Source organism: Burkholderia anthina, from assembly GCF_902498995.1.
Classification (GTDB): Bacteria; Pseudomonadota; Gammaproteobacteria; order Burkholderiales; family Burkholderiaceae; genus Burkholderia; species Burkholderia anthina.
In genome coordinates, this window is the sequence record NZ_CABVLY010000002.1 from 15,596 (window position 1) to 39,324 (window position 23,729).

The window sequence follows — 23,729 nt, forward strand, 5'->3', positions numbered from 1 at the left end:
TGCCGGCAGGCGCGACGCGACATCGTGTGTATCGGTACGAACCGGGCGGAAGCCCGGCAGGACGCCCGCTGCGGCACGTTCGAGCTGGCTGTTCGGCAGACTGGGGCCGCCGGATTCGCGGCGATATGCTGGGGCTTTCCGTTTCCTGTGCACGACCATGCCGGCCCTTCATGTCGATCTCAGTCATGTTCTCCCGTACGAAGCGATCTACTTCGACGATCGACTGACGGTCGAGCGAAACGATCTGGACATTCCCGCGCTGCTTGGTATCGAAGGCGAAGTCGCCGACGAGTTGCTCGTGTCCCTGTGCGGCGCGCCGGCCGAATCGGATATCCAGAGCTATCTCGACAGTTCAGGCAGGCTGACTTTCGCCGTCACCCACCCGGCGTTGATCCGATCCGAGAATCGGATATCCGTCCTTCGAAACACGGACGCGTCCGTACTCGAACTAGAGACCATCGATCTTTCCGACAGCGCGGTCGTCGGACTCGGCGCGGCCATGCTCTGGAGAATCGCCCGAGCGTGCGCTACCTTGGGCATCCCCCGGATCGTCGCACTGGCCGTGGGCGGTCGAAAGGCTGCGCCGAAACCCGGCGGCCCACGGCTCTACGGATACTACGCGTGGCCGAGATTCGGCTTCGATGCACCGATTCCCGGCGAGCACGATGACGAAGCAGCGCTGTTCCAGTACTTCCGCGGATACCCGATCGGGCTGGCCGACGGGTCCCTTCGATCGCTGCGGGCACTTTACGCGACGAGCGTCGGCCGCGACTTCTGGCGAGTAGCCGGGTCGCACCGGTGGATGACATTCGACGTCGCACCGCATCGCGAGTCCGTGCGGGCGCTGCGCGCATACCTGATTGAAAAGGAGATTTACGAATGACTGTAAAGCGCTGTCGCATCACGGGATTCCGGATCGCACGCACTGCGGCGAAGCGAGATCGCTCGACAATCGGGCACCGCGTAGAAACCATGCAGGTCATCGGTACGTTCATCGCGAACGCACTCCATGACAGCCTGGCGCGCGTCATGCGCGGCTTTGCCGCGGAGCACGTCCAGCGACCCGCCAGTCAGCCCGTATCACGGCCGCCAAGAAAAGTCTTCGATACGGGGCGCATCGATCACTCGAAGAGTCAGTTGCCCATCATTTCGGAAGCTGAAGCAAGGGCCGTCGGGCGCCGGAAAACTCTTCTCCATTTCGGCCAGGACCCCGATCAATGACCCAATGACCCACAGCCGGCACGGTAACCATCTTTAACGGATAACAACGCGGAGGCCATGCGTGCCGGATTAGGACGAGGCCCGGGTTTTCCAACGTCCCGATCAGCCGCGTCGCATCGTCGCCCCTACCCCTTCCTCGCCGCCTGCTCCCGCAGCCACGCGGCGAACGCGCGCACCGGCTCGATCGCGACGTTCTCCGGCGCGATGTCGAGCCAATAGCCGAACGGCCCGATCGGCAGCACCGGCGACAGCCGCACGAGGCTGCCCTCGGCGATCTCCTCCTCGATCATCGTGAGGTCGACCACGGCAAGCCCGGCGCCCTTGCGCGCCGCGCGGATCGCCTGTTCGAGGGTCGAGAACTCGATGCCGTCGCCGATCCGCTCGACCGCGATCCCCGCCTGCTCGCACCAGTCGGCCCACAACGTCAGGCGCTTGCCCTCGTGCAGCACGTGCAGCGACGGCAGCCGGCCGAGCAGCGCATCGAGCGCGTCGCCGCGGTAGCGCGGCGCGCCGACCAGCGCATGGCGCTCCATCATCAGCAGCTCCGACTGCATGCCCGGCCGCGCCACGCGTCCGAAGCGGATGTGGCAATGGCAATCGTCGGCCGGCTCGGTGCGGATCGACAGCTCGACATCCGGCAGCACCTCCGCGAGCGTGCCGAGCCGCGGCGAAAACCACTGCGTCGCGAACGTCGGCGGCAGCGACACCGTAAGGCGCCGCTTCGCGCCGGGCCGTGCGGCGGCGATCTCGCCGACGCCGCGCTCGATCGTGTCGAACGCTTGCCCGACGAACGGCAGCAGCCGCTCGCCGGCATCCGTCAGACGCACGCCCTTGTGATCGCGCTCGAACAGCCGCGCGCCGAGCGCCTCCTCGAGCAAGCGGATCTGCCGGCTCACCGCGCCTTGCGTCACGCACAGCGAAACCGCCGCGCGGTTGAAGCTCAGATGACGCGCGGTTTCTTCGAAAAATCGCAACGCGATCAACGATGGCAGGCGTCGCATGATATGTGTTTCCTCTCCGTCTTTCGTCTGGCTGCCGGTCAGGCCGCCGGCAATCTTGCGCGCAGCTTTATCGCAGAAAAGCACGCCGCCCGGCAGGTCGTGAAAACCCCGATATCCGTTGCGCGCGGCCCATCGGCCGGCCACGTCATTCGTCGTTCCCGCCGCGCCGCCCACCCGCCTACAATAAGCATCCCGCACCAAACACGACACCGCCCCGTGAGACGCAAGATGCCGGCGCTGAATGCGCTGAAAGCCTTCGAGATGGCCGGCCGCACCGGCAGCTTTACACGCGCGGCCGAACTGCTCAACGTGACGCAGAGCGCGGTGAGCCGGCAGGTGCGCCAGCTCGAAGGCCAGCTCGGCGAAACGCTGCTCGAGCGCCGCCATCACCAGCTCGAACTGACGGCGGCCGGGCGCGTGCTGCTGCGCGCGCTGCAGCAGTCGTTCGACAAGATCGAGCTGACCGTGCGCAGCCTGCAGGAGAAAACCCATCTGAACCGCCTGCGCGCCAACGTACCGCCGACCTTCGCCGCGCGCTGGCTGATGCCGCGCCTCGGCCGGCTGCGCGACGCGCATCCCGAATTCGAGCTGAGCCTCACGACCCGGATCCACGACAGCCTCGGCGAATCGCGCGTGCTCGACTGCGCGATCCGCTTCGGCGACGGTGAATGGGACGGCTTCGACAACGCACTGCTGATGCAGGAGCAGCATATCGCCGTCTGCGCCCCCGCGCTCTACGCACGGCTGCGGCAAGACGGCGCGCCGATCGACCTGAACCGCTTCACGCTGCTGCACGTGCTCGCGACCGACGACCAGCGCTACCTGACCTGGCAGCACTGGCTGAAAGCCGCCGGCATCGCCGATGTCGATACGCGCGGCGGCTACGAGTTCGACCTGCTCGACCACGCGATCCGCGCGGCGATCGACGGCCTCGGGATCACGATCGCCGACCGCCACATGGTCGCGCGCGAGCTCGCGACCGGGCAATTGATGCAGGTGCTCAACGTACACGTCGACGGCCATCAGTCGTACTGGTTCGTCACGCGCCCCGAACAGACGAACCTGCCGCACATCGTGCAGTTCCGCGACTGGCTGCAACAGGAAGTATGGCTCGCGAAACGCCACCTCGAACCTTCATCGCCGCTGCCGCAGGTGCCGCTGCGCTAGGGCCTGTTCACGCTAATAACGGGCTTGCGAACGTGCCTTTCCGCCCGTCCCCCAGGGGGACTTCCTCCGGGCGCAGGCAAGGAGCGAGGAGGCGCAATAGCCGTAGCTATTGCAACGACGAACGACGCGTCGCCTGGCTGACGGGCGCCGCCCTGCCGGCTCCCGCGCCCCGGCACACGCGAATCAGTCGGGGAATACCCCCGCCGGTGCCACCGCCGCCCGCCGTCCCGATCACCGCGGGGGCCTTGTATGACGGGCGATTCCGGTTGCCCGGCCGAGTAACGTGCGTTTTTCTCATGATCGGCGCAAAAATAAGTCGTTTGCCGTGCAATAAACGCATGAACAGAATGGCTCCTGTCCTGTTGTCGCGCGTTTCGCCATCCGAAGCGATCCGCCCGCACCCCTTGGAGGAGCCTCTTCATGCGAACCGAACGCAACTACGTGAACGGCCGTTTCGTCGTCCCGGAAAGCGACGCGTTCATCGTCGTCCACGATCCCGCCACCGAAGCGCCGTTCGCGCGCGTGCCCGCCGCGACGCCGGCCCACGCGCTCGCCGCGGCCGACGCGGCCGCCGCCGCGCAAAAAGGCTGGCGCACGCTGCCGAGCGCCGAGCGCGCGGCGTACCTGCATCGTTTCGCCGATGCGCTCGCCGCACGCGCACCGCAGATCGGCGCGGCGCTGGCTCGGGAATCCGGCAAGAGCGTCGAGGACGCGTCGAACGAAGCCGTCTACGCGGGCCAGATCACGCGCTATCACGCCGAATGGGCGCGCCGGATCGAAGGCGAAATCATTCCGAGCGACACGCCCGACGAGAACCTGTTCCTGCAACGCGAGCCGATCGGCGTCGTCGCGTGCCTGATCCCGTTCAACTATCCGGTCTACACGCTGCTGCGCAAGATCGCGCCGGCGCTGATCGCCGGCAACACGGTGGTCGTGCGGCCGAGCAACCACACGCCGGTGTCGGCATTCGAGATCGCGAAAGCCGTCGACGACGCGGGCTTCCCGCCGGGCGTCGTCAACATCCTGACGATGGATCATGCGACGGCCGAGGCGCTGTGCACGCATCCGGCGGTCGGGATGATCACGCTCACGGGCAGCGTGAACGCGGGCCGCAAGGTGCTCGACTACTGCAAGGCGAACATCGCGAAGCCGTCGCTCGAACTCGGCGGCAAGACACCCGCGATCATCGAGCCCGATGCCGATCTGGAACGCGCGGCCGCGGCGCTCGTCGCGTCGAAGACCACGCACTGCGGGCAGCTCTGCACCGCCATCGAACGCGTGTACGTGCATGACGGCGTATACAACCGCTTCGTCGCGTTGCTGAAGGCGAAGATGGCCGCGGTGCGCAGCGGCGATCGCGCAGCCGATCCGTCGAACATGGGCCCGCTCGTCAGCGCATCGGCGCGCGCGCACATCCATGCAATGGTCGAACGCGCGGTCGCGGCCGGCGCGACGCTCGAAACGGGCGGCGCGATTCCCGACGGCCCCGGCTTCTTCTACCCGGCCACGCTGCTCACCGGCTGCCGGCAGGACATGGAAATCGTGCAGGAGGAAACCTTCGGCCCGATCATGCCGGTGCTGCGCTACACGACGATCGACGAGGCCATCGCGCTCGCGAACGATCACCAGTTCGGGCTGTCGTCGGTGCTCTACACCGAGAACTACCGCACCGCGATGAAGGTGGCGAACGCGATCGAAGCCGGCGAGCTGTACGTCAATCGCACGCCGGCCGATCCGTACCAGGGCTTTCACGCGGGCTGGAAACGCTCGGGGCTCGGCGGCGACGACGGCAAGCACGGCATGCTCGAATTCACGCAGACGCGCCTCGTCGTCATGAAGTACTGACACTGACGCACGCCCCGGCGCCATTTCCCGGTGCCATTTTCCGGCGCGCCTGGCAACGGCCCCCGTCGCACGCGCCGTTCCCACGATCGACCAGCACATAACAAATCTGCAGACGCCCGCTTCCAGGGCGCCTGATGGAGGAAGACATCATGCCTACCCAGCCGTCGACGCCCGCCGCGTCGCTCGCCTTGCCCGGCGCCGCGCACGAGTCGCGCGCGCAGCGCTACCTGCAGCTGCTGCTGCTCGTGATCGCCGCCGGCGCGATCTACCCGATGCTGTACCTGCGGCAGGTGTACCAGCCGACGATGCTGCAGTTCTTCCGGATCGACGACGTGCAACTCGGCTACCTGTACTCGTCGCTCGGCACGATTTTCCTTCTCAGCTACCTGCCGAGCGGCTGGCTCGCCGACCGTCTGTCGCCGCGCTGGCTGATCTGCTTCTCGCTGCTCGCGACCGGCGCGCTCGGCCTCGTCTACGCGACCGGACCGTCGTTCAACGCGCTCGTACTGATCTTCGGCGGCTGGGGGCTGACGACGGGCCTCACGTTCTGGGCGGCCGTGATCAAGCGCGTGAACATGATCGCCGGCCCCGACGAACAGGGCCGCTTCTTCGGGCTGCTCGACGGCGGGCGCGGGCTCGTCGAGGCACTGCTCGCGACGATCGCGATCACGCTGTTCGCGTACGTGACGCAGGCGCGAGGCGGCACCGACGCGGCCGGCTTCACGCTCGTCGTGCATCTGTACGCGTGCTTCTGCATCGCGCTCGGTGTGCTGCTTGCGCTGGTGAAGGATCGACCGCGCGCCGACGGGCGCCAGGCAGCGCAGCACCGCCGCGGTGACGACCGCCGCGGTAACGACCGCCGCACCAATGTGCTGACCGATCTGAAGACGCTCGCGGCGATTCCCGAGCTGTGGCTCGTCGCGGCGATCGTGTTCTGCGGCTATCAGGTGTTCTGGGCAACCTACAGCTTCTCGGCCTACCTGCACGAAGGCAATTTCGGGCTGAGCGCGACCGCGGCCGGCTTCATCACGACCCTCAAGCTGTGGATGCGCCCCGTCGGCGGGATCGGCGGCGGCTTCCTCGGCGACCGCGTGTCGAAGGTGTCCGTGCTGTTCTGGGCACTCGTGCTCGCGGCGCTGTCGCTCGTCGGGCTGATCGCTGCGCCGCCGCACAGCCCGCAAGCGATGCTCGTCGTGCTCGTGCTGTTCATCGGCATCCTCACCTATGCGATACGCGGCCTCTACTGGTCGCTGCTCGACGACTGCCGCGTGCCCACGCACTGCGCGGGTCTCGCCATCGGCCTGATCTCGGTGCTCGGCTATTCGCCCGACGTGTTCGTGCCGCTGATCAACGGCTACGTGACGCAGACCTGGCCCGGCGCACACGGCTATCAGCTCTATTTCGGCTATATCGCGGCCATCGCTCTGTGTGGCGCGGGCGCCGCGGCATGCCTCAAACATCGTCTCAACCGCATCAATCGCGTCAACCGCCTCAAGGAGTCCGCATGAAGATCGTTTCGCTCGAAACCCACATCGTCGCCGTCCCGCCGCCGCATATTGGCGGGATGTACTGGATCTTCGTGAAGCTGAAGACCGACTGCGGCATCGAAGGCGTCGGCGAGATCTACTCGGCGACGTTCCACCCGAAGGCGATGGGCCCGATCATCGACGACGTGTTCGACCGCTACCTGCTGAACCACGATCCGCACCACGTCGAGCGGCTGTTCCGCGAGACCTACTCGAGCGGCTTCACGCAACGGCCCGACCTGACGATGATGGGGGTCGTCAGCGGGCTCGAGATGGCGTGCTGGGACATCGTCGGCAAGGCCGCCGGCAAGCCCGTGTACGAGCTGCTCGGCGGCCGGATCCACGAACGGCTGCGCGCGTACACGTACCTGTACCCGAAGAACGCGGACGGCGAATACGACTACGACGATCCCGATCTCGCCGCCGAATGCGCGGCCGAGAACGTGAAGCGCGGCTTCACGGCGGTCAAGTTCGATCCGGCCGGCCCGTACACGGCCTATTCGGGCCACCAGCTGTCGCTGGAAGTGCTCGATCGCTGCGAGCTGTTCTGTCGCCGCGTGCGCGAAGCAGTCGGCAGCAAGGCCGACCTGCTGTTCGGCACGCACGGCCAGATGGTGCCGTCGTCGGCGATCCGGCTCGCGAAGCGGCTCGAGAAGTACGACCCGCTGTGGTTCGAGGAGCCCGTGCCGCCGGGTCAGGAAGAGGCGATCGCCGACGTCGCGAAGCACACGTCGATTCCGATCGCGACCGGCGAGCGCCTGACGACCAAATACGAATTCCACAAGCTGCTGCAGGCGGGCGGCGCGTCGATCCTGCAATTGAACGTCGCCCGCGTCGGGGGGCTGCTCGAAGCGAAGAAGATCGCGACCCTCGCCGAAGTGCACTACGCGCAGATCGCGCCGCACCTGTACAACGGACCGGTGGGCGCGGCCGCGAGCATCCAGCTCGCGACCTGCACGCCGAACTTCCTGATCCAGGAAAGCATCATGACCTGGGGCGGCTTCCATGCGGAGGTCGTGAAGACCCCGATCCGCTGGGAAGACGGCTACATCGTCCCGTCGAACGAGCCGGGCCTCGGCATCGAGCTCGACATGGACGTCGTGCGCCGGCACACGCCGTACACCGGCGAGCGGCTGCATCTGCAGATGGGCGAGAAACCCGTCGACGTGAAGGATCTCGCGCCCGCGAAGGGCTGAGCACGAAGGACGAGACATGACCTACGACTACATCATCGTCGGCGCGGGATCGGCCGGCTGCATTCTCGCGAACCGCCTGAGCGAATCGGGCCGGCACTCGGTGCTGCTCCTCGAAGCGGGCGAACAGGACGCGTCGTTCTGGTTCAAGGTGCCGGTCGGCTTCACGAAGACCTACTACAACCGCCGCTACAACTGGATGTACTACAGCGAACCGGAAGCGCAGCTCGGCGGCCGCAGCCTGTACTGCCCGCGCGGCAAGGTGGTCGGCGGCTCGGGCTCGATCAACGCGATGGTCTACGTGCGCGGCCAGCGCAGCGACTACGACGACTGGGCCGCGGCCGGGAATGCCGGCTGGGCCTACGACGACGTGCTGCCGTACTTCCGCAAGCTCGAAACGCACGCGGCCGGCGCAACCGATCCGCAGCATCACGGCACGTCGGGGCCGATCCACATCACGTCGATGAAGGCCGACGTGCATCCGATCGTCCATGAATTCCTGAAGGGTTGCGCGCAGCTGAACCTGCCGCGCACCGACGATTTCAACGGCGCGCGGTTCGAAGGCGCGGGCATCTACGACCTGAACACGAAGCACGGCGAACGCTGTTCGAGCAGTTTCGCCTATTTGCGACCCGCGCTCGGCCGGCCGAATCTCACGCTGCGCGCCGGCGTGCTCGTGCGCCGCGTGACGTTCGACGGTACGCGTGCGGCCGGCGTGATCGTCGCGGGCGAACACGGCGACGAAACGCTGAGCGCCGCGCGCGAAGTCATTCTCGCGGCCGGCGCGGTCGATACGCCGAAGCTGCTGCAACTGTCGGGCGTCGGCGATCCGGCGCTGCTCGCGCGTCATCGCGTGCCGCTCGTGCATGCGTTGCCGGCCGTCGGCCGCAACCTGCAGGACCACCTGTGCGTGAGCTTCTATTTCAAGGCGAACCGGCCGACGCTCAACGACGAGATGGGGACGCTGCTCGGCAAGGTGAAGATCGGATTGCGCTATCTGCTGACGAAGCGCGGCCCGCTCGCGATGAGCGTGAACCAGGCCGGCGGGTTCTTCCGCGGCACGGCGGACACGCACGAGCCGAACCTGCAGCTTTACTTCAACCCGCTGTCGTACCGGATCCCGAAGAGCGATCGCGCAAGCATCAAGCCCGAGCCCTACTCCGGTTTTCTGATCGCGTTCAACCCGTGCCGGCCCACGAGCCGCGGCACGATCGAGATCGCATCGAACCGCGCGGAAGATGCCGCGAAAATCCGCATCAATGCGCTCACCACGCAAAAGGATCTCGACGAAGCCGTGCAGGGCAGCAAGGTGATCCGCGCGCTGATGCAGGCGCCGGCGCTGAAGGCGATGACGGTCGAGGAAATTTCGCCGGGGCCGCAGGTCGATTCCGACGAAGCGATGCGGCAGTACTTCCGCGAGCAGTCGGGTTCGATCTACCACCTGTGCGGATCGTGCGCGATGGGGCCGGATGCGGCGACGTCGGTCGTCGACGCATCGCTGCGCGTGCACGGGCTGAAGGCGTTGCGCATCGTCGATGCGTCGGTGTTCCCGAACATCACGTCGGGGAACATCAATGCGCCGACGATGATGGTCGCGGAAAAAGGCGCGGATCTGATCCTGGCCGATGCGTTGCGCGGCGAGGCGGGCGGCGTGCCGGCCGGCGCGCGGGAAACCGTCGCACATTGATCCGGCGGCCGGGCGCGTCGGTACGAATCGCACACCACAGCCCGGCTTCCCTGCAGGCATCCGTACGAGGTTATAGAATCGACCACTCCGCTTCCACGTGTACCCGTCATGTCGAACGTCGATTCCACGCTTTCAGAAAACCTTTTCTCGTACGGCACGCTTCAGCTCGAACAGGTGCAGCTTGCAACGTTCGGCCGATTGCTGGGCGGTCATGCCGATCACATGCCCGGCTATTCGCTCGCGATGCTGGAAATCAAGGATCCCGAGGTCGTCGCGACCAGCGGGAAGACGCATCACCCGGTCGTGACCTATACCGGCCATCCCGGCGACAAGGTCAGCGGCACCGTGTTCGCGATCACGCCCGAGGAACTGAAGCACGCGGACGACTACGAAGTCGATGCATACCGCCGCGATCTCGTCGTGCTCGCGTCGGGCGCATCGGCGTGGGTGTACGTGGACGCGAACTCGCCGCGTCAGGGCTGACGGCGAAACGCCGGCACGCCGCGCGGGTTCGTATCGCCGGCGCCCGGTAAAAAACCGGCGCACCGCTCGTCGCGATGTGCCGCGTTTCATGCGCGAGCCGACCCGACCGGTCAGTTCACGCCGGTCCGCTTCTCCACGAACCGCCGCACATACTCGTCGGCCGGCCGCGACAGGATATCGTCCGGCGTGCCGACCTGCACGAGCGTGCCATCGCGCAGGATCGCGATCCGGTCGCCGATGCGCAAGGCCTCGTCGAGATCATGCGTGATGAACACGATCGTTTTCGAAAGCGTCGCCTGCAACTCGAGCAATTGATCCTGCATCTCGGTGCGAATCAGCGGATCGAGCGCGGAAAACGCCTCGTCCATCAGCAGCACGTCGGTGTCGGCCGCCAGCGCCCGCGCGAGCCCGACACGCTGCCGCATCCCGCCCGACAGCTCGTCCGGATAATGCTCGCCGTACCCGTCGAGCCCCACCTTCGTCAGCCAGTTGCGCGCGGCATCGAGCGCGTCGTGCCGGTTCTCGCCGCGCGTGCGCAGCGCGTACGCGGCATTGTCGAGCACGGTCTGGTGCGGCAGCAGCCCGAAATTCTGGAACACCATGCTGACCTTGTAGCGGCGCAATTCCCGCAATCCGTTCGCATCGAGCCCGATCACGTCGTTGCCGTCGATCACGATCTCGCCGGCCGTCGGTTCGATCAGCCGGTTGAAGTGGCGCACGAGCGTCGATTTCCCCGAGCCCGACAGCCCCATGATCACGAAGATCTCGCCCGACGCGATACCGAGGCTCACGTCGTTGAGTCCGACGTTGCAGCCCGTTTCCGACAGCACGTCGGCCTTGCGCTTGCCCGCCCGCAACAGGTCGAGCACGCGCGGATGCGCGGCCTCCGGCCCGAACAGCTTGTACACGTGCCTGACGTCGATGGTTGCCATGTGTGCCTCCGTGGCTATGCGCGCGACGATTGCGCCGGCGGGTTCGAATCGGTGCCGGACGGCGCCGCCTTGCGCGGCAGGCGGTACGGCACGCGCGACGCGCCCTTCTGCCGGCGCTGCTGCGCAAGCCGCCGCCGCGCGCGCCGCTCCTGGCCGAAGCCCTGGCTGATGCGGTCGATGACGATCGCCAGGATCACGATCGCGATGCCGGCCTGCGTGCCCTTGCCGACGTCGAGCGTCTGGATGCCCGCGAGCACGTCCTCGCCGAGCCCGCGCGAGCCGATCATCGACGCGATCACGACCATCGACAGCGCCATCATCGTCGTCTGATTGATACCGGCCATGATGCTCGGCCGCGCGAGCGGCAACTGCACGTTGACGAGCAACTGCCAGCGCGTCGTGCCGAACGCGCGCGCGGCCTCGGTCACGTCCGGATCGACCTGGCGGATGCCGAGGTCGGTCAGCCGGATCAGCGGCGGCAGCGCATAGATGATGGTCGCGAGGATCGCCGGCACCTTGCCGAGCCCGAACAGCATCAGCACCGGAATCAGGTAGACGAAGCTCGGCAGCGTCTGCATCACGTCGAGCACCGGCAGCAGCAGCCGGCGCAGCCACGCGCTGCGCGACGCGAGAATGCCGAGCGGCACGCCGATCGCGACCGACAGCACCGTCGCGACGAGCATCAGCGCGAGCGTCTGCATCAGCTTGTCCCACAGGCCGAAGCAGCCGATCGCGTAGAGCAGCAGCATGAACACCGCGCCGAGGCCCGCACGGCGCGTCGCATTCCACGCGATCGCGCCGACCACGAGCAGCACGAGCCACGGCGGCGCCACGCGCAGCACGCCCTCGAGCGGCACCAGCAGATAGCGCAGCAGCAGCGCGCTGACGTGGTGAAAGCTGTCGCCGTATCGCGCGACGAAGGTTTCGACCGCGCCGTTCACCCAGTCGGCGATCGACAGGTGCAGGAAGAAGCCGTTCATGTTCGTTCTCCGGCGCGCCGCGACGGCGCGCATGATGCCGCCGCCCGCGTTACGCGCCCTTCAGGCCGGCCGCGATCTTCTGCGCGACATCGGCCGGCACCCACTGCTTCCACATGTCCGGACGCGTTTTCAGGAACTGCGTCGCCATGGCCGCGCCGTCGATCTTCTTCGTCGTCATGTCGAGGATCGTCTGGTTCAGGAAATCCATCGGGAAGCCGACCTTCTCGAACACCGCCACGAGCGCGGGATTCGCGTCGTAAAACGGCTTCGACACACCGATCTTCAGGTGCGACACCATGTACGCCGACGCGCACGGGTTCGTCGCACGCTCTTCGCGCAGCGTCTTCCAGCACGCTTCGTTGTACGCGGGCATCTTCAGCGCGACGAACCGGTATTTCGCCATCAGCGCGGCCGGCCCCCAGTAGTAGAACAGGATCGGCGCGCCGCGCTGGTACGCGGATGCGATCGCCGCATCGAGCGCCGCGCCCGTGCCCGGATGGAAATTCGTGTACGACGCATCGAGCTTCAGCACGCGCAGCAGGCGCGTATTCACGCGCTCGCAATCCCAGCCGGTCGGGCAGTTCAGGAAACGGCCCTTGTCGGGCTCCTCCTCATCCGCGAACACCTGCCTGAACTTCGGCAGATCCTCGACCGACGCGAGGCCCGCCGCCACCGGCTTGAGGTTGCGGGCCGGGTCGCCCTTCACCACGTACTCGGGCACGTACCAGCCCTCCTTCGTGCCGCCCGGCAACGTATCGCCGACGAGCTTGACGGTGCCGGCCGCAACCGCCTTCGCGACAATTTCGCTGCGGCCCGTCCACTGCTCGGACCACACCTGCAGATCGTTACGCGCGAGCGCCGTTTCCGTCGCGGCCGTGCTGCCGGGCACGACATCGGTCTTGCAGCCGTAGCCCTTCTCCATGATCTGCCGCAGCACTTCGGTCGAGAACGACCCGCTTTCCCACGTGACGCCGGCGAAATGGACCGTCTTGCCGTCCGCGCACGCGCCGGCGGCCGCATGAGCCAGGGGCGCCGACAGGATCGCCGCGGCGGCGAGAAGGACTGTCTTCAGTCGTCGAATCTGCATGATGGGTCGTCTCCAATCTGATCTGTTGTTTGTGCGTCGCGGCATGCGCGCGGCGGCCGAAAAACGTGTGCATGTCCCGCGTCCACGTCCGGTCAGCCTGCATGTTTCAACCGCCAATTTGTTTAGGGAAACGAGTAATTCCGATCATTTCGATCGGGTTCGCCAATCTTTCCCGATCCGGGCTCCGGCGGCCGAGGCGGCCCGTCGCGCGCCCCATCGGCGAACCCGATTCCATCCATCGAAATTACTCGCTTTCGATTCCGTTTCGGCTTGGGAACAATGCGCGGTGTCATCGGAGGAGACCGGACCGGACGCCGCCCGCCGCCACGCCGCCGCACCCGCGGGCCGGCGCCGCGCGCGCCGCGCCGCTTCGCCCAGGATGACGGGACGCGCCGCACCGGACGCGCTCACGACAACCGATACAAGCTGGACACCCGGAGATCTGAATGAACAAGACACTGACCGCGCTCGCCGTGACCGCCGCCTTCGCGTCGCCCGCATTCGCGCAGAGCAGCGTCACGCTGTACGGCGTGATCGACGAAGGCCTGAACTACACGAACAACGTCGGCACCGGCCACGTCTACGAAATGGCGAGCGGCTACGCGCAGGGCAGCCGCTGGGGCCTGAAGGGCAACGAGGATCTCGGCGGCGGCCTGAAAGCGGTCTTCCAGCTCGAAAACGGCTTCGACGTGAACAGCGGCCGGCTCGGCCAGGGCGGGCGCATGTTCGGCCGCCAGGCGTACGTCGGCCTGAGCCAGACGCAGTACGGCACGCTGACCTTCGGCCGCCAGTACGACTCCGTCGTCGACTATCTCGCGCCGACCACCGCCAACGGCAACTGGGGCGGCTACCTGCTCGCGCACCCGTTCGACAACGACAACACCGACAACTCGTTCCGGCTCGACAACACCGTGAAGTATGCGAGCCCGAACTTCGCGGGCTTCCAGTTCGGCGGCGCATACAGCTTCAGCAACAGCACGGGTTTCTCGGACAACCGCGCGTACAGCTTCGGCGCGCAATACCAGAACGACGGGCTGCTGATTGCCGCCGCGTACCTGCAGGCGAACCACCCGGGAGACGGCTCCGCCGGCGCGATCACGTCGAATGACGCGAGCTACATCGCCGAGCGCATGCGCGTGTTCGGCGCGGGCATCAACTACACGTTCGGGCCCGCGACGGTCGGCTTCGCGTACACGAACTCGAACTACAAGAACCCGACCGGCAACGGCTATCTCGGCACGCCGGGCGCGATCATCGCGCCGGGGGCGACGGTCAGCGCGATCAAGTACCAGAACTTCGAAGTAAACGGCGCATACCAGATCACGCCGGCGTTCATGGTCGGCGCGCAGTACGTGCTGTCGCTCGAGAAATACGACGCGTCGACCGGCGACGCGAAGCCGAAGATCCACTCGGTCGGGCTGATGGCCGACTACAACCTGTCGAAGCGTACCGACGTGTACGTGCAGGCCGCGTACCAGCACATCGCCGGCGACAAGACGGGTTCGATCCTCGACCAGGCCTTCATCCCCGGCACCGATGCGCCGTCGTCGACGTCGAACCAGGTGGCCGTGCGTCTCGCGCTGCGTCACAAGTTCTGACGCGGTTTCGCCGTCTTCACGCGACACCCCGCGCGGTCCGCCGCGGTGTCTTTGCCCGCTCGCAGGCGCATGCCTGCCGGCGGGCTTTTTGTTTCGGCGCGCGCTCGGACGAGTGGGCCGCCGGGCCGTGCGCGCCCCGTCAACGATGACAGGACAACCGCCCGTGCTTCGCCGATACACTGTGGGCCATCTCGACCTCCGGCGGCCACGCTGCCGGACTTGGCTTTCATGGCGCATACGATCGGCCGCTTCCGGGCGGCCCGCCCCCGCCCCGATCCGATGGAGTTTCGCTTGAGCCTGAATCACGCGCGCATCACGCTGCTCGACTGGCAACCGGAAGCCGGCCTGCGCTCGCGCGACGCATTTCTCTCGGCGCTGCCCGCGTTCGCTCAACCAGGCCGCCCGCAATGAGTACCGGGCCGCGCAACGCGCGGATCGACGTACTGCGCGGCGTGTCGATCCTGCTGGTCCTGCTGCATCACTTCAACATCCCGTATTCGCTGCGCGACACGTCCGTCGCGCGCGTGGCCGGCTGGGAGGCCGTGCATGCGGTGGTCCGCAACGGCAACTATGGCGTGACGATGTTCTTCGTGATCTCCGGCTACCTGATCACGTCGAATGCGCGCCGCCGCTGGGGCAGCCTCGACGCGCTCGACGTGCGCGCGTTCTACGTGTCGCGCATCGCGCGCATCGTCCCGTGCCTGCTCCTGCTGCTCGCGCTCGTCAACGGGCTGGCCGCGGCCGGCGTGCCGATCTTCGAAAATCACGCGCCGCAAGGCGTCGCCGTGTCGTTCTGGCGCGTGAATCTCGCGTCGCTCACGTTCTGGATGAACGTCCTGATCGGCGCGGCCGGATGGGTGAATTACGCGCTCGGTGTGCTGTGGTCGCTGTCGGTGGAGGAAGTGTTTTACCTGTCGTTTCCGCTGCTGTGCCTCGCACTGCGCCGCGAAGCGCGGCTGTTCGCGTTCTGGGCGGCGGTCGTCGCGATCGGTCCCGTGTACCGCTTCACGCATGCGGGCGACGAAGGCGGATTTCTCTACGCGTACTTCGCATGCTTCGACGGCATCGCGATCGGCTGCTGCACCGCGCTGCTCGCAGCACGCGCCCGCTGGCAGGTGCTCGCCGCGGCGCCCGTGCAAGGGCTGACGGCGATTGCGATGAGCGTGCTCTATCTCGCATGGCCGATCTCGGAAAGCCATGTCGTCGGCGTGTCCGCGATGGCGCTCGGCACCGCGGTGCTGCTGATCGGCGCGCACGCCAACGGCACGAACACGCCGGGCCGCGCGCTGGCGCCGCTGCGCTGGAGCGGCCGGCTCAGCTACGAGCTGTACCTGTTCCACCTGATCGTGCTCGGCGCGCTCCGCACGGCGTGGCCGCCGTCGCTCATGCACGGCGACGGCAAGCTCGTGTTGCTCGTCGCGTATCTGATGGTGTCTGCCGCATTGAGCGCGGCCATCGCGCGCGGCTACGCGACGCCGCTCGACCGCTTCATCAGACGGGCCGCGTCACGGCCGTCGGCGCGCATGCCGGACGCCGCGGCATGACCGTCAGCCGCGAGCGTCCGCAGGCTCGATGAAAGGAAAGAAAGCGCCCCGCCGCACCGCCGTCACGCTGCCTGCCCGACGTCGGCCCGGCGCATGGTCACGATTCGCGCGGGCGGAATGTTGGCCCACACGATGCGGCTCTCGGCGGCGACCCATCCCGAGTTGCCCAGCGGGTGGCGATCGGGCGCCCGCAAGTCGTAGGTGAACTGGATCATCGCGCCGTCGTCCGGCAGCACGCGCCGGCACTGCTCGACGATCGCCGTCACGGCATCGCGCGGCAGCGTGCGCAGCGGCAGGCACGATACGATCGCGTCGACCCGCGCGGCCGGCGGCAGCAGCCGCTCGAGCTGCCGCGCATCGCCCGACACGATCGTGATGCCCGGAAAGCGCGTGCGCAGATGCCGCACGAACGCGGGCGACCGCTCGACCACGACCAGGCGCCGCGGCGCGATGCCGCGTTCGAGCAACGCCGCCGTCACCGCGCCGGTTCCGCCGCCGAGTTCGACGACGAGCCCGTCGCCATCCGGCACGGCATCGGCCATCTCGCGCGCCAGATGCCGCGAACTGGGACACAACGCGCCCACCGAGGCCGGACGGCCAACCCACTCGCGCACGAACAGTGCCGAGACACGCAACGCGTTCGGCCAGATCATCAAACCTCCGTGCCCTGTCGCGCGTCCTGCGTCGACGTGCCGACGACTTCGCCGCGCCATGCAACGGCCATCCGGGTCTTCTTCATGCGCATCCTCCCGACGAATCGTTCCGCCGCAGGAAGCGCGGCGATGAAACGATTCTAGGAAACGCGAACTTAAGATGACGTGAAGATTGTCCGAGGCGCCGATCCGCCGACCGCGCTGCGGCTGTTCGTGGAAGCGGTACGCGAATGGGCAGCCGGCGCAGGCGACGCGTTGCACGACCGACGGTTCGCGAGCGGGGCCAGGAACGGCGACAGACGGCCGGGCCCGGTGCAAGCGCCGTCAGTTGCCTGCCCAGCCCGCCCTCCCAATCCGGTTTCGGGAAAACAGCGCGCCGGGCAGGTTCGACGCCTGCTGCCTTCCGCCAAACGGCTTCCAGACGGGCCCGACCTTCGAAACCGGCCGGGCCGCATCCCGCGCGTGCCGGCCGATGCGGCCGCGGGCCCGACACCCGCGCCGCCTCGCGGCCTCACCGCAGATTGGTCCGCGCCAGCTCGACGATCTCGTCGCCGCGCCCGCTCAGGATCGCGCGCAGCATGAACAGGCTGAAGCCCTTCGCGTGCGCGATCTCGATCTTCGGCGGCATCGCGAGTTCGTACTTCGACGTGACGACGTCGACCACCGCCGGCCCGTCATGCGCGAATGCGGTACGCAATGCGTGCTCCACATTCTCCGAATGCTCGACGCGCACGCTGAAAATCCCCGCGCCCTTCGCGATTGCCGCGAAATCGGTCGGGCTCAGGTCGACGTTCGTGTCGAGATAGCCGGCCGCCTTCAGCTCCATCGACACGAAGCCGAGCAGGCTGTTGTTGTAGACGACGATCTTGATCGGCAGGTTGAGCTGGCGTGCGCTCAGCAGATCGCCGAGCAGCATCGACAGCCCGCCGTCGCCCGACAGCGACACCACCTGGCGCCCCGGGTGCGCGCCTTGCGCACCGAGCGCCTGCGGCATCGCGTTCGCCATCGAGCCGTGATTGAACGAGCCGTGCAGCTGGCGCTTGCCGTTCATCGTCAGGTAGCGCGCGGCCCATAGCGTCGGCGTGCCGACGTCCGCCGTGAAGATCGCATCCTCCGCCGCGACTTCGTCGACGATCTTCGTCAGGTACTGCGGATGAATCGCGCGGCCCGGCGGCTCGGCCACCGCGAGATCGTCGAGCCCCTTGCGCGCGGCCGCATAGTGCTTCAGCGCGTTCTCGAGGAAGCGCCGCTGCGTCTTGCGCGTGAGGCGCGGCAGCAGCGCCGCGATCGTTTCCTTCACGGTGCCGACGAGCCCGAGCGCGAGCGGCGCGCGATGGCCGAGCTGCGACCCCTTCCAGTCGATCTGCGCGACCTTCGCGTTGGCCGGATAGAACGGCCGGTACGGGAAGTCCGTGCCGAGCATCAGCAGCGTGTCGCACGACTCCATCGCGTGATAGCCCGAACTGAAGCCGATCAGCCCGGTCATCCCGACGTCGAACGGGTTGTCCCATTCGACGAACGGCTTGCCGCGCAGCGCGTGCACGACCGGCGCGCCGAGCGTATCGGCCAGCGCGACCACTTCGTCGTGCGCGCCCTGCGTGCCGCTGCCGCACAGCAGCGTGACCGCGTCCGAGCCGTTGAGCAGCGCCGCGAGCCGGTCGAGGTCGGCATCCGCCGGCAGGATCGACGGCGGCGCCGATTCGCTCCACGCGGGCGTTTCTTCCGGTCCGTCGCCGAGCGCAATGTCGCCCGGCAGCACGATCACCGCGACGCCGCGCGCCTGGATCGCCGTGCGCATCGCGCGCGCGAGCACGCGCGGAAACTGCGACGCGTTGGTCACGAGCTCCGCGAAATGGCTGCATTCGCGGAACAGTTCTTGCGGATGGGTTTCCTGGAAATAGCCGAGGCCGATCTCGGTCGACGGGATGTGCGCGGCGATCGCGAGCACCGGCTGGTGATTGCGGTGACAGTCGTACAGCCCGTTGATCAGGTGCAGGTTGCCGGGGCCGCAGCTGCCCGCGCATACGGCGAGCCGCCCGGTCGATGCGGCATCCGCGCCGGCCGCGAACGCGGCGCTTTCCTCGTGCCGCGTATGCATCCAGCGGATCGTGCCGAGCTGGCTCAGGCTGAACGACAGGCCGTTCAGGCTGTCGCCCGTCACGCCCCAGATGCGCTCGATGCCCGCTGCCGCCAGCGTCTTCGCCAGGTATTCCGCCATCGTCTGTCTTGCCATGATGCCCTCGCTCGTTGATGCGTCGTCACACGATTGATCCGGCCACGGCAGCCACCGTCGCCGCTGACGGGACGAGCATACGCGATCGTCCCGAGCGGTGTCGCGACGACGCAGGCATCGTGACCGCCACACGGCGGCGGCCCGCCGCGCGACCGCTCATTCCTTTCGGCACCGTCGGGCAATCGTCGCCTTCTCGTCACCATTTCGTCGGCGCTTCGTCCGAAATCCGAAACCCGGGCCGCCGTTCAGCTCCAGTCGGACGCCGACTCGTCCGGGTCGACCAGCGTGAGCCCCGTCGCCGGCAGCGGCAGGGCGGTCTTGTAGCGCACCTGTTTCAGCGCGAAGCTCGACCGGATGTTCGACACGCCGGGAATCGTCGTCAGCCGCTCGATGATGAAGCGCTCGAGCGTGCGCATGTCGGGCATCACGACGCGCAGCAGATAGTCGGCGTCGCCCGACATCAGGTAGCACTCCATCACCTCCGGGCGCTGCGAGATCGCTTCCTCGAAGCGCTGCAGCGCGTCCTCGACCTGCTTCTCGAGGCTGACCTGGATGAACACGTTGATCCGCAGCCCAAGCGGCTCGGGGTCGAGCAGCGTGACCTGCTGGCGGAACAGTCCGAGCTTCTCCAGCGCGCGCACGCGGTTGAAGCATGGCGTGGCCGACAGGTTCACCGCGCGCGCGAGTTCCGCGTTCGTGATCCGTGCGTTCTGCTGAAGCTGGTTCAGGATGCCGATGTCGATGCGGTCGAGCCGCCTGGGGTTGCTGCTCATGGTCGAAATATTCCAGAAGAGTGGCCACAACCGGAATATTTACACTATCCGCGCACGAAATCCCAATGAAATCAGACGCATATTTTGCAGATCGGCGGGTAGCATGATTCGACCGATTGCCACTGATTGCGCGCCGCCCCGAAGCGGTGTGCGGGAGACCTGCGATGACGGACCTGTCCAACGGTATCGATGCCACGCGGCGCGCGGGCCTCGCCCACGCCGACGCCGACCCGGAAGAAACCGCCGAATGGCTGGAGTCGCTCGACGCCGTCGTCGCGCACGCGGGCAAGGAACGCGCGCAATACCTGCTCGACCGGCTCGCCGCGCATGCGCACGGCCGTGGGCTCGCGGCGCCGCGCGGCCCCGTCACGCCGTACGTGAACACGATCGCCGCGCACGAACAGCCGCCCTATCCGGGCGACGTCGAGCTCGAAGAGCGGCTGTCCGCCGCGCTGCGCTGGAATGCGCTCGCGATGGTCGTGCGCGCGAACCGCGCGTATGGCGAGCTCGGCGGCCACATCGCGAGCTACGCGTCGGCGTCCGACCTGTTCGAAACCGGCTTCAACCATTTCTTCCGCGCGGCGCCGGCCGGCAGCAGCGACGCCGGTGACGGCAGCGGCGCCGGCGGCGATCTCGTCTACTTTCAGCCGCATTCGTCTCCGGGCGTCTATGCGCGTGCGTACCTCGAAGGTTTTCTCGGCGAAGCGCATCTCACGCACTACCGTCGCGAAATCGCCGGCCCCGGGCTGTGTTCGTATCCGCATCCGTGGCTGATGCCGGACTTCTGGCAGTTCCCGACGGGTTCGATGGGCATCGGCCCGATCAACGCGATCTACCAGGCGCGCTTCATGCGTTACCTGCAGCATCGCGGGCTCGCGAACACCGGCGGCCGCACCGTGTGGGGCTTCTTCGGCGACGGCGAAATGGACGAACCCGAGTCGCTCGGCGCGCTGTCGCTCGCCGCGCGCGAAGGGCTCGACAACCTCGTGTTCGTGATCAACTGCAACCTGCAGCGGCTCGACGGCCCCGTGCGCGGCAACGGCCGCGTGATCGACGAGCTCGAGGCGCTGTTCGCCGGCGCCGGCTGGAACACGATCAAGGTGCTGTGGGGCGCCGACTGGGATCCGCTGTTCGCGCGCGACCACGCCGGCGCGCTCGCGCGCGCGTTCGCCGACACCGTCGACGGCCAGTTCCAGACCTTCTCCGCGAACGACGGCGCCTACAACCGCGCGCGCTTTTTCAGCCGCGACCCGGCGCTCGAAGCGCTCGCCGCGCAGCTCACCGACGCGGAAATCGACCGTCTGCGCCGCGGCGGCCACGACGCACGCAAGCTGCACGCCGCGTATGCGCGCGCGCTCGCGCATCGCGGCCAGCCGACCGTGATCCTCGCGAAGACGATGAAGGGTTACGGGATGGGCGCGGCCGGCCAGGGACGCATGACGACCCACCAGCAGAAGAAGCTCGACGTCGACGACCTGAAGGCGTTCCGCGACCGCTTCCGGCTGCCGCTGTCGGATCTCGACGTCGAGCAGCTCAAGTTCTACAAACCAGCCGAAGACAGCCCCGAGATGCGTTACCTGCATGCTCGCCGGGCTGCCCTGGGCGGCTATCTGCCCAGAAGGCGGATGGCGGCGTCGAAGGGGCTGACCGTCCCGCCGACGCCGGCCTGGGGTGCGTTCGCGCTGGACGCGGCGGGCCGCGAGATGTCGACGACGATGGCGCTGGTGCGCATGCTCGGCGCGCTGCTGAAGGATCCCGGGCTGGGCCCGCGCGTCGTGCCGATCGTCGCGGACGAAGCGCGCACCTTCGGGATGGCGAACCTGTTCCGGCAGGTCGGCATCTATTCGCCGGTCGGACAGCGCTACGAACCCGAGGATCTCGGCTCGATGCTCTACTACCGCGAGGACACGCGCGGACAGATTCTCGAGGAAGGGATTTCGGAAGCGGGCGCAGTGTCGTCGTGGATCGCCGCCGCGACCGCATACAGCGTGCACGACCTGCCGATGCTGCCGTTCTACATCTACTACTCGATGTTCGGCTTCCAGCGCATCGGCGACCTGATCTGGGCCGCCGCCGACCAGCGCTCGCGCGGCTTTCTCGTCGGCGCGACGTCGGGCCGCACGACGCTCGGCGGCGAGGGCCTGCAGCACCAGGACGGCAGCAGCCACCTCGCCGCATCGACGATTCCGAACTGCCGCGCGTACGATCCGGCGTTTGCCTACGAAGTCGCAACCATCGTCGATGCCGGCATGCGCGAGATGGTCGAGCAGCAGCACGACGTGTTCTATTACGTGACGGTCACGAACGAGAACTACGCGCAGCCGTCGATGCCCGACGACGATCCGGCCGCGCGGCGCGACGGCATCCTGAAGGGCATGCACCGGCTGCCGTGCGCATCGAATGAAGCCGCGCGCGTGCAGTTGCTCGGCGCGGGCGCGATTCTCGGCGAAGTGCTCGCCGCGCAGCGGATGCTGAAGGACGACTGGGGGATCGACGCGGCCGTGTGGAGCGTCACGAGCTTCAGCGAACTGCAGCGCGACGGGATGGAAGCCGAGCGGCTGTCACGGCTCGGCGACGCGGCGGTCGCACCTTATGTCACGCAGCAGCTTGCCGCGACGCACGGCCCCGTGATCGCGGCGACCGACTACGTGCGTGCGGTGCCCGAGCTGATCCGCGCCTGCGTGCCGCGCCGCTACGTGACGCTCGGCACCGACGGGTTCGGTCGCAGCGACACGCGCGATGCACTGCGCGCGTTCTTCGAAGTGGATCGCGCGAGCATCGTGCTCGCCGCGCTGAAGGCGCTCGCGGACGACGGCGAACTCGATGCGGCCCTCCTGCGCGCAGCGCGTGAGCGGCTCGGCAAGGCGGTGCAGCAGCAACCGGGGGCAGCGCCGTGGCAACGTTGACGGTGCGCCCGGCGCCGCTTGCATCCTGTCTTTTGTGGATACGGGACGGGACAGTTCGAACGCCACGCGTGACGCCGTATGGCAGAAAGTCGAAGCGATCTTGCAAGGCCAGTCACGGAGCATGAGCGGATAAAGCGACGCCCGTATGCCCGTATTCCAGCGCGTGCGGAAGGTTGGAACAATACCGCCGTCACATGCGGCAAATAAAAATCACAGGCGCGGCACGCGTCGCGCCGTGCACAACGGCTGACAAGCCCTGCCCCATCACCACGCGCTACAACGGCAGCGCATGCGTCGACAGAATCTCCTTGAGCACCATGAACGAGCGCACCTGCCGCACCCCGGGCAGGTACAGCAGTTGATCGGCGTGCAGCCGGTTGAAGCTCTCGTTGTCGCGCGTGCGCACCAGCATGAAGTAGTCGAACTCGCCGGTCACCACGTGGCATTCGACGCATCCCGACACTTTCTGCGCGGCCTTCTCGAATTCGGCGAACGCCTCCGGCGTCGAACGATCGAGCACGAAGCCGATCACGACCAGCATCCCGGCGCCGAGCGGCTTCGGATCGAGCAGCGCGACGATGCCGCGGATCAGCCCCGTTTCCTTCAATCGCTCGACGCGCCGCAGGCACGCCGGCGCGCTCAGCTTCACCTTCGCGGCGAGGCTCACGTTCGAGATCGACGCGTCCTGCTGCAGTTGCCGCAGGATCGCGCGGTCGATGCGATCGAGCGCCGGCGCGGCGTCGGCCGGCGCCGCGTTACCGCGATCTAATTTCATTGCGCCTCCTGTCGATTTCACGAATCAAAATTATTCCATTCATTCATACCACATCGATAACGTAGGTCTTCACGATTTATTTCGCAAGCTCATTTCTCGCGGTCCTGCCTATCATTTTTCCATCG

At 67.3% G+C, this 23,729-nt stretch carries 19 protein-coding genes; 11 read left to right on the forward strand and 8 right to left on the reverse strand.

What is annotated here, in order from left to right; all coding sequences use genetic code 11:
• Positions 1–157: 157 nt before the first annotated feature.
• On the forward strand, positions 158–883 hold the full coding sequence (locus tag BME24068_RS02925; RefSeq protein ID WP_174925094.1) for a hypothetical protein: 726 nt from the start codon (positions 158–160) through the stop codon (positions 881–883).
• On the forward strand, positions 880–1,221 hold the full coding sequence (locus BME24068_RS02930; RefSeq protein WP_174925095.1) for a hypothetical protein: 342 nt from the start codon (positions 880–882) through the stop codon (positions 1,219–1,221). Before BME24068_RS02925 ends, BME24068_RS02930 begins: the two co-directional genes overlap by 4 nt.
• Positions 1,222–1,346: 125 nt before the next feature.
• Here the strand turns inward: BME24068_RS02930 and BME24068_RS02935 are convergent, their stop codons facing one another.
• Positions 1,347–2,222, reverse strand: coding sequence for a LysR substrate-binding domain-containing protein (locus BME24068_RS02935; RefSeq protein ID WP_096501018.1), 876 nt, complete (start codon positions 2,220–2,222; stop codon positions 1,347–1,349).
• Positions 2,223–2,450: 228 nt separating this feature from the next.
• Between BME24068_RS02935 and BME24068_RS02940 the strand changes: the two genes are divergently transcribed.
• The 6 genes from BME24068_RS02940 (at position 2,451) to BME24068_RS02965 (ending at position 10,123) form a co-directional block, all read left to right on the forward strand.
• The gene (locus tag BME24068_RS02940) at positions 2,451–3,389 is read left to right on the forward strand and encodes a LysR substrate-binding domain-containing protein (protein WP_096500608.1); all 939 of its coding nucleotides are present in this window, start codon (positions 2,451–2,453) and stop codon (positions 3,387–3,389) included.
• 420 nt (positions 3,390–3,809) lie between these two features.
• Positions 3,810–5,234 (forward strand): aldehyde dehydrogenase, encoded by a 1,425-nt coding sequence (gene aldA, locus BME24068_RS02945; protein ID WP_174925096.1) that lies wholly within the window; start codon positions 3,810–3,812, stop codon positions 5,232–5,234.
• A gap of 149 nt (positions 5,235–5,383) precedes the next feature.
• Positions 5,384–6,742, forward strand: a complete 1,359-nt coding sequence (locus tag BME24068_RS02950) for an MFS transporter (RefSeq protein WP_174925097.1) — start codon at positions 5,384–5,386, stop codon at positions 6,740–6,742.
• Positions 6,739–7,956 (forward strand): mandelate racemase/muconate lactonizing enzyme family protein, encoded by a 1,218-nt coding sequence (locus BME24068_RS02955; protein WP_174925098.1) that lies wholly within the window; start codon positions 6,739–6,741, stop codon positions 7,954–7,956. Before BME24068_RS02950 ends, BME24068_RS02955 begins: the two co-directional genes overlap by 4 nt.
• Positions 7,957–7,972: 16 nt before the next feature.
• A complete protein-coding gene (locus tag BME24068_RS02960) occupies positions 7,973–9,640 on the forward strand; it encodes a GMC family oxidoreductase (protein ID WP_096500616.1) in 1,668 nt (555 codons plus the stop codon).
• A gap of 108 nt (positions 9,641–9,748) precedes the next feature.
• Complete coding sequence (locus BME24068_RS02965; protein ID WP_096500617.1) at positions 9,749–10,123, forward strand: gamma-glutamylcyclotransferase family protein; 375 nt, start codon at positions 9,749–9,751, stop codon at positions 10,121–10,123.
• Between the two features lie 110 nt (positions 10,124–10,233).
• Here the strand turns inward: BME24068_RS02965 and BME24068_RS02970 are convergent, their stop codons facing one another.
• From BME24068_RS02970 to BME24068_RS02980, 3 genes are read right to left on the reverse strand one after another with little or no spacing between them, the layout of a single operon-like run.
• Positions 10,234–11,055: a quaternary amine ABC transporter ATP-binding protein gene (locus BME24068_RS02970; RefSeq protein ID WP_096500619.1), complete on the reverse strand. Its 822-nt coding sequence runs from the start codon at positions 11,053–11,055 to the stop codon at positions 10,234–10,236.
• Positions 11,056–11,069: 14 nt separating this feature from the next.
• Positions 11,070–12,035 carry an ABC transporter permease gene (locus BME24068_RS02975; protein ID WP_096501020.1) on the reverse strand — a complete coding sequence of 322 codons (966 nt, stop codon included), beginning with the start codon at positions 12,033–12,035 and terminating at the stop codon, positions 11,070–11,072.
• A 49-nt stretch (positions 12,036–12,084) separates the two neighbouring features.
• Positions 12,085–13,122, reverse strand: coding sequence for an ABC transporter substrate-binding protein (locus tag BME24068_RS02980; RefSeq protein WP_174925099.1), 1,038 nt, complete (start codon positions 13,120–13,122; stop codon positions 12,085–12,087).
• A 446-nt stretch (positions 13,123–13,568) separates the two neighbouring features.
• Between BME24068_RS02980 and BME24068_RS02985 the strand changes: the two genes are divergently transcribed.
• Positions 13,569–14,720 carry a porin gene (locus BME24068_RS02985; protein ID WP_174925100.1) on the forward strand — a complete coding sequence of 384 codons (1,152 nt, stop codon included), beginning with the start codon at positions 13,569–13,571 and terminating at the stop codon, positions 14,718–14,720.
• Between the two features lie 407 nt (positions 14,721–15,127).
• Positions 15,128–16,264: an acyltransferase family protein gene (locus BME24068_RS02990; protein WP_174925101.1), complete on the forward strand. Its 1,137-nt coding sequence runs from the start codon at positions 15,128–15,130 to the stop codon at positions 16,262–16,264.
• A gap of 62 nt (positions 16,265–16,326) precedes the next feature.
• Here BME24068_RS02990 and BME24068_RS02995 read toward each other — a convergent pair whose 3' ends face one another.
• From BME24068_RS02995 to BME24068_RS03005, 3 genes are all read right to left on the reverse strand, one after another.
• Entirely contained in the window at positions 16,327–16,917 is a 591-nt protein-coding gene (locus tag BME24068_RS02995) for a class I SAM-dependent methyltransferase (RefSeq protein WP_174925357.1), read from the reverse strand.
• A gap of 511 nt (positions 16,918–17,428) precedes the next feature.
• Positions 17,429–19,150, reverse strand: a complete 1,722-nt coding sequence (gene poxB, locus BME24068_RS03000) for a ubiquinone-dependent pyruvate dehydrogenase (RefSeq protein ID WP_096500629.1) — start codon at positions 19,148–19,150, stop codon at positions 17,429–17,431.
• Between the two features lie 245 nt (positions 19,151–19,395).
• Positions 19,396–19,923 carry an Lrp/AsnC family transcriptional regulator gene (locus BME24068_RS03005; RefSeq protein ID WP_174925102.1) on the reverse strand — a complete coding sequence of 176 codons (528 nt, stop codon included), beginning with the start codon at positions 19,921–19,923 and terminating at the stop codon, positions 19,396–19,398.
• Between the two features lie 164 nt (positions 19,924–20,087).
• Between BME24068_RS03005 and mdeB the strand changes: the two genes are divergently transcribed.
• Entirely contained in the window at positions 20,088–22,829 is a 2,742-nt protein-coding gene (mdeB, locus tag BME24068_RS03010; RefSeq protein WP_174925103.1) for an alpha-ketoglutarate dehydrogenase, read from the forward strand.
• A 274-nt stretch (positions 22,830–23,103) separates the two neighbouring features.
• Here mdeB and BME24068_RS03015 read toward each other — a convergent pair whose 3' ends face one another.
• Entirely contained in the window at positions 23,104–23,604 is a 501-nt protein-coding gene (locus tag BME24068_RS03015) for an Lrp/AsnC family transcriptional regulator (RefSeq protein WP_096500635.1), read from the reverse strand.
• Between the last annotated feature and the right edge of the window lie 125 nt (positions 23,605–23,729).

Coding starts and splice junctions, on each gene's coding strand:
- BME24068_RS02925 (WP_174925094.1), top strand. CDS start 158: ATGCCGGCCCTTCATGTCGATCTCAGTCATGTTCTCCCGTACGAAGCG.
- BME24068_RS02930 (WP_174925095.1), top strand. CDS start 880: ATGACTGTAAAGCGCTGTCGCATCACGGGATTCCGGATCGCACGCACT.
- BME24068_RS02935 (WP_096501018.1), bottom strand. CDS start 2,222: ATGCGACGCCTGCCATCGTTGATCGCGTTGCGATTTTTCGAAGAAACC.
- BME24068_RS02940 (WP_096500608.1), top strand. CDS start 2,451: ATGCCGGCGCTGAATGCGCTGAAAGCCTTCGAGATGGCCGGCCGCACC.
- aldA (WP_174925096.1), top strand. CDS start 3,810: ATGCGAACCGAACGCAACTACGTGAACGGCCGTTTCGTCGTCCCGGAA.
- BME24068_RS02950 (WP_174925097.1), top strand. CDS start 5,384: ATGCCTACCCAGCCGTCGACGCCCGCCGCGTCGCTCGCCTTGCCCGGC.
- BME24068_RS02955 (WP_174925098.1), top strand. CDS start 6,739: ATGAAGATCGTTTCGCTCGAAACCCACATCGTCGCCGTCCCGCCGCCG.
- BME24068_RS02960 (WP_096500616.1), top strand. CDS start 7,973: ATGACCTACGACTACATCATCGTCGGCGCGGGATCGGCCGGCTGCATT.
- BME24068_RS02965 (WP_096500617.1), top strand. CDS start 9,749: ATGTCGAACGTCGATTCCACGCTTTCAGAAAACCTTTTCTCGTACGGC.
- BME24068_RS02970 (WP_096500619.1), bottom strand. CDS start 11,055: ATGGCAACCATCGACGTCAGGCACGTGTACAAGCTGTTCGGGCCGGAG.
- BME24068_RS02975 (WP_096501020.1), bottom strand. CDS start 12,035: ATGAACGGCTTCTTCCTGCACCTGTCGATCGCCGACTGGGTGAACGGC.
- BME24068_RS02980 (WP_174925099.1), bottom strand. CDS start 13,122: ATGCAGATTCGACGACTGAAGACAGTCCTTCTCGCCGCCGCGGCGATC.
- BME24068_RS02985 (WP_174925100.1), top strand. CDS start 13,569: ATGAACAAGACACTGACCGCGCTCGCCGTGACCGCCGCCTTCGCGTCG.
- BME24068_RS02990 (WP_174925101.1), top strand. CDS start 15,128: ATGAGTACCGGGCCGCGCAACGCGCGGATCGACGTACTGCGCGGCGTG.
- BME24068_RS02995 (WP_174925357.1), bottom strand. CDS start 16,917: ATGATCTGGCCGAACGCGTTGCGTGTCTCGGCACTGTTCGTGCGCGAG.
- poxB (WP_096500629.1), bottom strand. CDS start 19,150: ATGGCAAGACAGACGATGGCGGAATACCTGGCGAAGACGCTGGCGGCA.
- BME24068_RS03005 (WP_174925102.1), bottom strand. CDS start 19,923: ATGAGCAGCAACCCCAGGCGGCTCGACCGCATCGACATCGGCATCCTG.
- mdeB (WP_174925103.1), top strand. CDS start 20,088: ATGACGGACCTGTCCAACGGTATCGATGCCACGCGGCGCGCGGGCCTC.
- BME24068_RS03015 (WP_096500635.1), bottom strand. CDS start 23,604: ATGAAATTAGATCGCGGTAACGCGGCGCCGGCCGACGCCGCGCCGGCG.